General features: G+C 68.9%; 9 protein-coding genes. 2 read left to right on the plus strand and 7 right to left on the minus strand.

Annotation, left to right across the window (positions count from 1 at the left end; all coding sequences use genetic code 11):
* Positions 1-20: 20 nt before the first annotated feature.
* From MKK58_RS25970 to leuD, 4 genes are all read right to left on the minus strand, one after another.
* The gene (locus MKK58_RS25970) at positions 21-944 is read right to left on the minus strand and encodes an NAD-dependent epimerase/dehydratase family protein (RefSeq protein ID WP_243915821.1); all 924 of its coding nucleotides are present in this window, start codon (positions 942-944) and stop codon (positions 21-23) included.
* A 13-nt stretch (positions 945-957) separates the two neighbouring features.
* Positions 958-1,344: a RidA family protein gene (locus tag MKK58_RS25975; RefSeq protein WP_243915822.1), complete on the minus strand. Its 387-nt coding sequence runs from the start codon at positions 1,342-1,344 to the stop codon at positions 958-960.
* Positions 1,341-2,546, minus strand: a complete 1,206-nt coding sequence (locus tag MKK58_RS25980) for a lytic murein transglycosylase (protein ID WP_243915823.1) — start codon at positions 2,544-2,546, stop codon at positions 1,341-1,343. The genes MKK58_RS25975 and MKK58_RS25980 overlap by 4 nt, the downstream gene beginning before the upstream one ends.
* Positions 2,547-2,831: 285 nt before the next feature.
* Positions 2,832-3,434, minus strand: coding sequence for a 3-isopropylmalate dehydratase small subunit (gene leuD, locus MKK58_RS25985; protein WP_243915846.1), 603 nt, complete (start codon positions 3,432-3,434; stop codon positions 2,832-2,834).
* 173 nt (positions 3,435-3,607) lie between these two features.
* On the opposite strand from leuD, the gene MKK58_RS25990 reads away from it, so the two are divergent.
* The gene (locus MKK58_RS25990; protein WP_181017318.1) at positions 3,608-3,775 is read left to right on the plus strand and encodes a hypothetical protein; all 168 of its coding nucleotides are present in this window, start codon (positions 3,608-3,610) and stop codon (positions 3,773-3,775) included.
* 29 nt (positions 3,776-3,804) lie between these two features.
* Here MKK58_RS25990 and ccrA read toward each other — a convergent pair whose 3' ends face one another.
* Positions 3,805-5,082, minus strand: coding sequence for a crotonyl-CoA carboxylase/reductase (ccrA, locus tag MKK58_RS25995; RefSeq protein ID WP_243915824.1), 1,278 nt, complete (start codon positions 5,080-5,082; stop codon positions 3,805-3,807).
* A 523-nt stretch (positions 5,083-5,605) separates the two neighbouring features.
* Between ccrA and MKK58_RS26000 the strand changes: the two genes are divergently transcribed.
* Positions 5,606-7,672 carry a protein meaA gene (locus MKK58_RS26000; RefSeq protein ID WP_243915825.1) on the plus strand — a complete coding sequence of 689 codons (2,067 nt, stop codon included), beginning with the start codon at positions 5,606-5,608 and terminating at the stop codon, positions 7,670-7,672.
* Between the two features lie 68 nt (positions 7,673-7,740).
* On the opposite strand, the gene MKK58_RS26005 is transcribed toward MKK58_RS26000, so the two are convergent.
* Both MKK58_RS26005 and MKK58_RS26010 read right to left on the minus strand, forming a co-directional pair.
* The gene (locus MKK58_RS26005; RefSeq protein WP_243915826.1) at positions 7,741-9,903 is read right to left on the minus strand and encodes a malate synthase G; all 2,163 of its coding nucleotides are present in this window, start codon (positions 9,901-9,903) and stop codon (positions 7,741-7,743) included.
* A gap of 245 nt (positions 9,904-10,148) precedes the next feature.
* On the minus strand, positions 10,149-10,851 hold a 703-nt coding region (locus MKK58_RS26010; protein WP_243915827.1), incomplete at its 5' end, for a bifunctional allantoicase/(S)-ureidoglycine aminohydrolase.

Raw genomic sequence — 10,851 nt, forward strand, 5'->3', positions numbered from 1 at the left:
TGCGCCGGGCCTTTTCGCGTTCAGGCCTGCCCAGCGGCGAAGCGGGTCAGGCCCGCGCGGGCGCCGGTCGCCGGCTCCCAGCCGAGGACCGGCAGTCCGTCCGCCCGCGCCACGAGGGGTGTGGAGAGCCGGGCAAAGGCCTCTTCGCGACCTGCGAGGCGACAGGCGAGGCCGAGCAGGCCCTCGGGAAGCGGCAGCAGGCCGGGCCCGCGTCCGAGGCCGGCGCGGAGGGCTGCGATCATCTCCGGCAGGGTCAGGGCATCGGGCTCGGCGACGATGAGGGGCCGCCGCAGCGGACCCGGCGCCTCCAGAGCGGTCGCCACGGCGTCGGCGAGGCTCTCCACCGAGACCAGGGAGCGCCGGGCCGTGAGGGAGCCGAACGGCAGGGGCGCCGCAATGCGAGCCAGCTGCATCAGCGTCGCCATGTTGCCCTTCACGCCCGCGCCGTAGACCAGGACCGGCCGGAGGGCGACCCAGTCGAGGCCGGTGCCGGCAAGGGCCTCCTCCGCGGCGAGCTTGGAGCGGCCATAGGGGTCGGTGGGCGCCGGCACGTCCGATTCGGTGACGATGCCAGGGGCCGAGAGTCCGGTCTGCGCCCGGATCGAGGACAGGAACACGAAGCGTTGCACGCGCGCCCGCGCGGCGGCCTCCGCGAGGCGCAGGGTCGCCTCGGTGTTCGAGGCGCGGAAATCGTCCTCCGGCGTTCCCGACATCGCCAGGCCGAGGCCGGCGGAATGCACCACGGCGTCGACGCCAGCGAGCGCCGCCGCCATGTTCATGGGCCGGATGAGGTCTCCCACAACAGCGCTGCTCGCGCCTTCCGGAACCTCGACGGGCCGGCGCAGCAGGACGCGCACCCGGAAGCCGCGCCGCGACAGGCTTTGGAGGAGGTGCCGACCGATGAAGCCGGTGGCTCCGGTGAGTGCGATGAGCCGTCCACTCAAGTGCCGAGCCCTCCTATCTGCGTCTGGCCGTGACCTCGATCTCGACCTTCATCTCGGGGCGCAGCAGCCCGGCGACGATGACGAGGGTCGCGGCCGGTCGGATTTCGGCCAGCACTTGCCCGCCGATGCCGAGCACTGCTTCGGCTTCCGCCCGGTCCGTGACGTAGGTGGTCACGCGCACGATGTCCGCGAGGCCGGCGCCGGCCTCGGCCAGCACGCCCGCGATGGTGCGCCAGCAGGCTTCCGCCTGGTCGGCGGCCGCCTCCGGCATCGTCATCGTGGCGTAATCGTAGCCCGTGGTGCCGGCCACGAACACGAAGCCGTCCTGCACTACGGCGCGGGAATAGCCGTAGGCCGCTTCGAAGGGCGAGCCGGAGCCGATGAGCCGGCGCGTGCTCATCCCCGCCGCAGAGCTTCGAGCACCTTGGCGCCGGGGCGCCCGGTGGCCGGCATGCCGAGGCTGCGCTCGACCTCCTTGATCGCGTCGCGGGTCTTCGAACCGACCTTGCCGTCCGGCTCGCCGACGTCGAAGCCGCGCTTGGTCAGGCGGGCCTGGAGGTCGCGGCGCTCGGCCCGCGACAGGGGCGGATCGTCGGTGGGCCACTCGGCCTGGATGCCACCGCGCCCGCGCAGGCGATCGGACAGAACCGCAATGGCGAGCCCGTAGGATTCGGCGGCGTTGTAGGAGTAGAGCGCGTCGAAGTTCTTCGTCACCAGGAAGGCCGGGCCGTCGATGCCGGCGGGCAGCAGGATGCCGGCCGGTCCCTCGCCCGAGAGCGGACGGCCGTCGATGCGGGTGACGCCGAGGGAAGCCCAGTGGGCGATCGCCTTCTTGTTCTTGCGCCCGGCGGACCCGGCTGGGAAGCCGCGCGGGACCTTGACCTCGTAGCCCCAGGGCTGGCCGTTGTTCCACTTCGCGACCCGCAGGAAGTTGGCCGTGGAGGCGACCGCGTCGGGGACCGAATCGACCAGGTCGCGGCGGCCGTCGCCGTCGCCGTCCACGGCGAGGCGCTGGTAGGTGGTCGGCATGAACTGGGTCTGCCCGAAGGCGCCGGCCCAGGAGCCGTTGAGGCGGGACGGATCGATGTCGCCGCGCTCGATGATCTTCAGGGTGGCCATCAACTCGCCCTTGAAGAAATCCTTCCGGCGATGGTTGGCGCAGATCAGGGTGGCGAAGGACTGCACCAGCGGCATCTTGCCGAGGTTCTTGCCGAAGTTCGATTCGACGCCCCAGACCGCCGCGATGGTGTGGCGGTCGACGCCGTAGCGGGCCTCGGCATTGGCGAGCGCCTGCGCGTGCTGGCGCATGGCGGCCTTGCCGTCGTCCACACGCTCCTCGTCCACGAGGGCGGCCATGTAGTCCCAGATCGGGGTCTTGAACTCAGGCTGGGCCTGGGAAAGTTCGATCACCTTCTCGTCGTAGGCGATGCCGGCCGTCGCGGACCGGAAGGTCTGGGCCGAGATGCCCTGCGCGGCGGCTTGGGCCTGCAAGCCTGCGAGGCAGTCCTGGAAATCGGCGCGGGCGGGCGCGGAGAGCGTCAGGAGGGTCGCGGCTATCCCGAGGGAGAGGGTCGCCGTCTTGCCCGGTCGGCCGAATGCCATCGTGATCTCCGCCAATGCGTTCGCCAGGAATGTGAGCGCCGATTCAGGCGATACCAGGGTTAACGAACGGTTGAGCGTGGGGCGAAATGATCGGAGCTGCCCGCCTCGCCCCTGTCGGCCGGAGGCGGGGGGACCTTCAGATGGTGTTGGATCTCACACGGTCGGCGGCTCTGGATTCCGGGATCGCCCGTGGCGACCCGGAATGACGATGCGTCGGCCTATGCCATCGCCCGGCCGCAAGGCGGGGGAGGGCCCCGTCACGGGTCCGCCCGAGGCTGGCAGCGGTCAGGCGAAGCCGCGCGCGGCCAGCTTCTCTTCGTAGGCATCGATCTTTGGGGCCCGCATCAGCGTCAGGCCGATCTCGTCGAGGCCGTTGAGGAGGCTCTCCTTGCGGCCCGGATCGATGTCGAAGTGCAGGGTGCCGCCGTCCGGTCCCTTGATGGTCTGGGCCTCGAGGTCCACCGACAGGGTGGCGTTCGAGCCCCGCTCGGCATCCTCGAACAGCTTCTCCAGGTCCTCGGGCGAGACCGTGATCGCCAGGATGCCGTTCTTGGCGCAGTTGTTGAAGAAGATGTCGGCGAAGCTCGTGGAGATCACGCAGCGGATTCCGAAATCCGTGAGCGCCCAGGGCGCGTGCTCGCGGGACGAGCCGCAGCCGAAATTGTCGCCGACGACGAGGATACGGGCGTTGCGGTAGGCCGGCTTGTTGAGGACGAAGTCGGGGTTCTCCGAGCCGTCGTCGCGGTAGCGCATCTCGGAGAACAGGCCCTTGCCGAGGCCGGTGCGCTTGATCGTCTTGAGATACTGTTTCGGGATGATCCGGTCGGTGTCGACGTTGATGATCCGCATGGGCGCCGCGACGCCCTCCAGGGTGGTGAACTTGTCCATGATGCCGGTCGCCGTGGTCTCGCGATGCGCGCCCGGCCCGTCCGGGGATGGGGCGGGGCGCGCTTGAAGAGACATCTAACAGCCGGGGGGCGCTACCGAAAGGCGGTGCCCCACGTCTCGCGATCGTCGCGCATCGCGCCTATGCTCACGGGAACGGACGTACGGGGGCAGCGATGGCCGAGACCACGAACCAGTTCAAGAAGGCGCCCAAGCGCAAGAAGGAGAAGGCCCGCTCGGTGACGGTGTCACCGGAGATGCGTCAGGCCTACGCGGACCTGATCAAGCAGAAGGAAGAGCGCGAGGAATACGCAAAGCACCTGCCCTCCGAGAAGGGCAGGTGATTGGAGCGTTCCGGTAAGGCGCTGAAAGCCTAGCGCTTTCCGGCCTCGATCACGTCCTCGACCGTGCGCAGGCCGGCGCGGGGAGCGTTGACGAGGCAGGCCATGTTGCCCGGGGCGTGCTGGTTCTTCCACATCTTGGTGTGGGCCTGGGGGATCTTGTCCCAGGGGAAGACCTCGCTCATGCACGGGTCGATGCGTTGGTCGAGGACGAACTGGTTGGCGGCCGACGCCTGCTTCAGGTGCGCGAAGTGCGAGCCCTGGATGCGCTTCTGGCGCATCCAGACGTAGCGGGCGTCGAAGGTGATGTTGAAGCCGGTGGTGCCGGCGCAGAACACGATCATGCCGCCGCGCTTGGCCACCAGCGTCGAGACCGGGAAGGTCGATTCACCCGGATGCTCGAACACGATGTCGACGTCGTTGCCCTTGCCGGTGATGTCCCAGATCGCCTTGCCGAACTTGCGGGCTTCCTTGAGCCAGGTGTTGTACTCGGGGCTGTTCACCTTCGGCAGCTGGCCCCAGCAGTCGAACTCTTTGCGGTTGATCACGCCCTTGGCCCCCAGGCTCAGGACGTAGTCGCGCTTGGTGTCGTCGGAGATCACCGCGATGGCGTTGGCGCCGGAGGCCGCGCAGAGCTGCACCGCGAACACGCCGAGGCCGCCCGACGCGCCCCAGACGAGGACGTTCTGGCCCGGGCGCACGGTGTGCGGCGCGTGGCCGAACAGCATGCGGTAGGCGGTGGCGAGGGTGAGCGTGTAGCAGGCCGCCTCCTCCCAGGTCAGGTGCTTCGGCCGGACCATGAGCTGGCGCGACTGCACCCGGCAGAACTGGGCGAAGGAGCCGTCCCCGGTCTCGTACCCCCAGATGCGTTGCGAGGGCGAGAACATCGGGTCGCCGCCGTTGCACTCCTCGTCGTCGCCGTCGTCGCGGTTGCAGTGGACGATGACCTCGTCGCCGACCTTCCAGCGCTTCACCTTGGCGCCGACCTTCCAGACGATGCCGGAGGCGTCGGAACCCGCGATGTGGTACTCGCCCTTGTGCACGTCGAAGGGCGAGATCGGCTCGCCGAGGCCGGCCCAGACGCCGTTGTAGTTCACGCCGGCGGCCATGACGTAGACCAGCACCTCGTCGTCGCCGATCTCCCAGACGGGAAGCACCTCGAGCAGATGCGACTGTTCCGGCGGTCCGTGGCGCTCGCGCCGGATCGCCCAGGCATACATCTTCGCCGGCACGTGACCGAGGGGCGGCACCTCGCCCATCTCGTACAGATCCTTGATTTCCGTCGTGCTCGACGCAGCGCTCGCAGCCATCTTGGCTCTCCCCGTTACTTCTTGTGCTGCCCGCTATATCGGCGAACCCGGAGCCCTCCAAGACCCCGAACGGCCAAGAATCTTTTTGGTGCCGGATAAGAAAGATTACGATCCACACCAAGATGGCATCGTCCGCGCCGACGCCTTTCTGTATTCAATATTATCGTGGTGCGACGGGCCTTTAGCGGTCCTGCTGGACTGGACTGACCGGCCTCGGTCGGGCAGGTGCCGATACCCGGGCTCTTCGCGGCGCCCCGGCGGGGAAGAGGGCTCGCCTTGTACCAATGTCCAATCCTGCATTCCGGGGGGCTCGCCGGAATCGGGTGGTCACGCAACCCGGGGCGATGCGATCGCCCAAACGTGTGCCACGCGGTCCGAAGCTTCCGCACCGAGCCCACGCGGGATGGCCCTTGGTGCTGATGACGCGGCGAACGGCCTTCGCTAGGGTGCGCGGCAAGTGGTCGACGGCAGTCAAATGCAATTTGAGATCACATCAAATTCAGTCTTGAGGGAGTGTTCCGGGATGAGCGGACAGGCAGCGGTCGCCGAGACCAAGCGCGACAAGCCGTGGATCATCCGCACCTATGCGGGCCATTCCAATGCCAAGGAGTCGAACGCGCTCTACCGGGGCAACCTCGCCAAGGGGCAGACCGGCCTCTCGGTGGCCTTCGACCTGCCGACCCAGACCGGCTACGACCCCGATCACGAGTTGGCGCGCGGCGAGGTCGGCAAGGTCGGCGTCTCGATCGCGCATCTGGGCGACATGCGGACCCTGTTCGACCAGATTCCGCTCCAGCAGATGAACACCTCGATGACGATCAACGCCACGGCGCCGTGGCTGCTGTCGCTCTACCTCGCGGTGGCCGAAGAGCAGGGCGCGCCGTTCGCCGGGCTCCAGGGCACCACCCAGAACGACATCATCAAGGAATACCTCTCGCGCGGCACCTACGTCTTCCCGCCCGCGCCCTCCCTGCGGCTGACCAAGGACGTGATCCTGTTCACGACCAAGGAAGTGCCGAAGTGGAACCCGATGAACGTCTGCTCCTACCACCTGCAGGAGGCCGGGGCGACGCCGGTGCAGGAGCTGTCCTACGCGCTCGCCATCGCCATCGCGGTGCTCGACACCGTGCGCGACGACCCCGACTTCGACGAGGCGAGCTTTGCCGACGTGTTCAGCCGGATCTCGTTCTTCGTGAACGCAGGCATGCGGTTCGTCACCGAGATCTGCAAGATGCGGGCGTTCTCCGAACTCTGGGACGAGATCGCCCAGGAGCGCTACGGCATCACCGACCCGAAGAAGCGCATCTTCCGCTATGGCGTTCAGGTGAACTCCCTCGGACTGACGGAACAGCAGCCCGAGAACAACGTCCACCGTATCCTCATCGAGATGCTGGCCGTTACGCTCTCCAAGCGTGCCCGGGCGCGGGCCGTGCAGTTGCCGGCATGGAACGAGGCGCTCGGCCTGCCCCGTCCCTGGGACCAGCAATGGTCCATGCGCATGCAGCAGATCCTCGCCTTCGAGACCGACCTCCTCGAATACGACGACATCTTCGACGGCTCGAAGGTCATCGACGCCAAGGTCGAGGCGCTGAAGGCCGAGACCCGCAAGGCCCTGGAGGAGATCGGCGGCATCGGCGGCGCCGTGGCGGCGGTGGAGACCGGCGCCCTGAAGCGCGCCCTCGTGGAATCCAACGCCAAGCGCATCTCGGCGATCGAGACCGGCGATCAGGTCGTGGTCGGCGTCAACAAGTTCCAGGCTGGCGAGCCCTCGCCCCTCACCGCCGGCGAGGGCGCGATCTTCACGGTCTCCGAGACGGTCGAGATGGAGGCCGAGCAGCGCATCCGCGAATGGCGTTCCAAGCGCGACGGCAAGACTGTGGAGAAAGCCCTCGACGACCTCGAGGCCGCGGCGCGTTCGGGTGCCAACATCATGCCGGTCTCGATCGCGGCGGCGAAGGCCGGCGTGACGACCGGCGAGTGGGGTGGCCGCCTGCGCCAGGTCTTCGGCGAGTACCGCGCGCCCACCGGCGTCACCCTGGAGACGATCTCCTCGGGGGCGGCCCAGGATGCCAAGCTTCTCATCGCGGATCTCGGCGAGCGCCTCGGCGAGACCCCGAAGCTCGTCGTCGGCAAGCCCGGCCTCGACGGTCACTCCAACGGCGCCGAGCAGATCGCGCTGCGCGCCCGCGACGTCGGCTTCGACGTGACCTACGACGGCATTCGCCAGACTCCGGCGGAGATCGTCGCCAAGGCCAAGTCCACCGGCGCCCACGTGGTCGGCCTGTCGATCCTCTCGGGCAGCCACGTGCCGCTGGTGCGCGACGTCCGGGCGAAGATGCGCGAGGCGGGCCTCGACCACATCCCCCTCGTGGTCGGCGGCATCATCTCGCCGGATGACGAACTCGTGCTCAAGAACATGGGCGTCACGGCGGTCTACACCCCGAAGGACTACGTTCTCGACACCATCATGGTGGGCATCGCCAAGGTGGTGGAGCGCGCCCTCGACAAGCGTGCCGCCGAGCAGGCCGACGCGAAGGCCGGCATCGCGGGGGCGACCCCGCGCGGCGACACGGCCGAGCGGGTGTTCTGACGCCGTAAGCCGGCCTCACATCCGACCGCCCGCTGTGCGGCGTCGGATGTGAGGCGGGGGCGCTTGGATTACCGGGCCGCCTTGGCCGCCCGGCGGCGCTCGGTCAGGATCCATTCCGTATACCCGTTCGGCTGGGTGCGGCCCTTGAACACGAGATCGCTGGCCGCCTGGAAGGCGGGCCCGTCGAAATCCGGCGCCATTGGCCGGTAGAGCGGATCGCCGGCGTTCTGGCGGTCCACCACCTTCGCCATCCGCTTGAGCGCATTCATCACCTGCTCCTCGCTGACGACGCCGTGGTGCAGCCAGTTCGCGATGTGCTGAGACGAGATCCGCAGGGTCGCCCGATCCTCCATCAGCCCGACATCGTGGATGTCCGGCACCTTGGAGCAGCCGACGCCCTGGTCGATCCAGCGCACGACGTAGCCGAGGATGCCCTGGACGTTGTTGTCGATCTCCTGGGCCACGTCGTCGGGGGCGAAGTTCGAGCGGGCCAGGGGAATCTCGAGGATCTCGTCGAGGGCCGAGCGCGGCCGGCGGGCGAGTTCGGCCTGGCGCGCCCGCACCTCGGTCTCGTGGTAATGCAGCGCGTGCAGCGTCGCGGCGGTCGGCGACGGCACCCAGGCCGTGCTCGCGCCGGCCTTCGGGTGCGCGCCCTTCTGCATCAGCATGTCGGCCATGGCGTCGGGGGCCGCCCACATGCCCTTGCCGATCTGCGCCCGGTCGAGCAGGCCGCAGACGAGGCCGACATCGACGTTGTTCTCCTCGTAGCCCTTGATCCAGGGCGTTGCCTTCATGTCGTTCTTGCGGATGACCGGGCCGGCCTCCATGGCGGTGTGGATCTCGTCCCCGGTCCGGTCGAGGAAGCCGGTGTTGATGAACACCACCCGCTCGGCCGCGGCCGCGATGCAGGCGGCGAGGTTGACCGTGGTGCGGCGCTCCTCGTCCATGATGCCCATCTTGAGGGTGTTGGCTTCGAGGCCCAGCATGGCCTCGACCCGCTCGAAGAGCTCGACCGCGAAGGCGACCTCCTCGGGCCCGTGCATCTTCGGCTTGACGATGTAGACCGAGCCGCGCCGGCTGTTGCGCAGGCCGGATTCACCCTTGAGATCGTGGATCGCGATCATCGCGGTCACCGCGGCGTCGAGCATCCCCTCGGGGATCTCGCGGCCCTCGGCGTCGAGCACCGCGTCGGTGTCCATGTGGTGGCCGACGTTGCGCACCAGCATCAGCGAGCGGCCGGGCACCACCACCTCGCCGCCGTTCGGCGCGATGTAGTGCCGGTCGGGGTTGAGGCGCCGCTCCAGGGTGCGGCCGTCCTTCGCGACGGACGCCGTCAAGGCACCGGTCATCAGGCCGAGCCAGTTGCGGTAGACGACGACCTTGTCGTCGGCATCGACCGTCGCGACGGAATCCTCCAGATCCATGATCGTCGAGATCGCGGATTCCAGCAGGATGTCGGCGACCCCCGACGCGTCGAAACGGCCGATCCGGTGCGTCCGGTCGATGACGACCTCGACGTGCAGCCCGTTGTGGCGCAGGAGCAGGGAGGCGGGCATCCCGGCCCGGCCGCGATAGCCCACGAACAGGTCCGGCTTCGCGAGCGGCACGGTCTCGCCGGTGTTCATGTTGCCGACGAGCGCCCCATCCTCGACGGCGTAGGTGACCACGTCGGCGTGGCGGCCGCCGGCCAGGGGCACGAAGCGGTCGAGGTAGCTGCGGGCGCGGGTGACGACCCGGGCGCCCCGCGTGCGGTTGTAGCCGCCGCTGCGGACCGCGCCGCCTTCCTCCGACACCGCGTCCGTGCCGTAGAGCGCGTCGTAGAGGGAACCCCAGCGGGCATTGGCGGCGTTGAGCGCGTAGCGGGCGTTCGAAACCGGCACGACGAGCTGCGGGCCCGCGATCCGGGCGATCTCGTCGTCGACGTTCTCCGTCCGCACCGCCACCGGCCCGGGATCGGGCAGGAGATAGCCGATCTCCTTCAGGTAATCCTTGTAGGCCGCAGCATCGAACGGCTTGCCGGCGCCCTCCCGATGCCAGGCGTCGAGCTCCGCCTGGAGCGCGTCGCGCTTGGCGAGCAGGGCCCGGTTCTTCGGCGTCAGGTCGCGCACGATCGCGCCGAGGCCGCCCCAGAACACCTCGGGCGAGATGCCGGTACCCGGCAGCGCTTCGTCCGCCACGAAGTCGTAGAGCACGCGGGCGACGGCGAGGCCGCCGATATGTATTCGATCCATCGTCGATTCACTCAAGGTGGGTTTGGTGTGGAATGCCACCGGCTGCGGTCGTCGCCAACCGCCGATATCGCGTCGCCCGCTCTGGAATTGACGTGGCCCCGGGAACCAGGCCGCGGAAAGCTCCGAACCGGCGTCCGAGGGCCCACGCAATAGATGCGCCGAACGGCATCGACAAATCCGGCCGCTGCCGATGCGGGGTCAGTGCCGGGCCACGGGGCCTCGCGTCGCGCCCGGTCCCCCGCCGCTCATCGGGCGGTCCGCATGGGTGCGAGGGGGGCGTGTCGGTTGACGTCCTTGAAGAGCAGGTAGCGGAAGGGTTCGGGTCCGCCGGCGTAGCAGGCCTGGGGGCAGAAGGCGCGCAGCCAGAGGAAGTCGCCGGCCTCGACCTCGACCCAGTCGCGGTTGAGCCTGTAGACGGCCTTGCCCTGGAGCATGAACAGGCCGTGCTCCATCACGTGGGTCTCCTCGAAGGGGATCGAGGCGCCCGGGCGGAGGGTGACGATGTTGACGTGCATGTCGTGGCGCACGTCGTCGGAGGCGACGAAGCGGGTGGTGGCCCAGGCGCCGTCCGTGCCGGGCATCGGCGCCGGGGTGATCTCGGACTCGTGCGTGACGAAGGCCGGCGGGAGCGCGATGCCCGGCACCCGGGCGTAGGCCTTGCGGATCCAGTGGAAGCGGGCGGGCTCGGCCGCGTCGTTGCGCAGGCTCCAGGCGGCGCCCGGCGGCATGTAGGCGTAGCTGCCGGGCGTGATATCGTGGGCGGTGCGCTCGAGGACGAGGCGGGGCGTGCCTCCCACCACGAAAAGCACCCCTTTGGCGTCCGGGGCGGGCTCCGGCGCCTCGCTGCCGCCGCATTGCCCGACCTCCATCAGGTACTGCGCGAAGGTCTCGGAGAAGCCCGAGAGCGGGCGCGACAGCATCCAGGCGCGGGTGCCCTCCCAGAAGGGC

This window comes from Methylobacterium sp. J-078, from assembly GCF_022829285.1.
GTDB lineage: Bacteria > Pseudomonadota > Alphaproteobacteria > Rhizobiales > Beijerinckiaceae > Methylobacterium.

What these genes read in the sequence shown, in the direction of transcription:
- MKK58_RS25975 (WP_243915822.1), bottom strand. Translation starts at nt 1,344, where the DNA reads ATGAGCACGCGCCGGCTCATCGGCTCCGGCTCGCCCTTCGAAGCGGCC.
- MKK58_RS25980 (WP_243915823.1), bottom strand. Translation starts at nt 2,546, where the DNA reads ATGGCATTCGGCCGACCGGGCAAGACGGCGACCCTCTCCCTCGGGATA.
- leuD (WP_243915846.1), bottom strand. Translation starts at nt 3,434, where the DNA reads ATGGACAAGTTCACCACCCTGGAGGGCGTCGCGGCGCCCATGCGGATC.
- MKK58_RS25990 (WP_181017318.1), top strand. Translation starts at nt 3,608, where the DNA reads ATGGCCGAGACCACGAACCAGTTCAAGAAGGCGCCCAAGCGCAAGAAG.
- ccrA (WP_243915824.1), bottom strand. Translation starts at nt 5,082, where the DNA reads ATGGCTGCGAGCGCTGCGTCGAGCACGACGGAAATCAAGGATCTGTAC.
- MKK58_RS26000 (WP_243915825.1), top strand. Translation starts at nt 5,606, where the DNA reads ATGAGCGGACAGGCAGCGGTCGCCGAGACCAAGCGCGACAAGCCGTGG.
- MKK58_RS26005 (WP_243915826.1), bottom strand. Translation starts at nt 9,903, where the DNA reads ATGGATCGAATACATATCGGCGGCCTCGCCGTCGCCCGCGTGCTCTAC.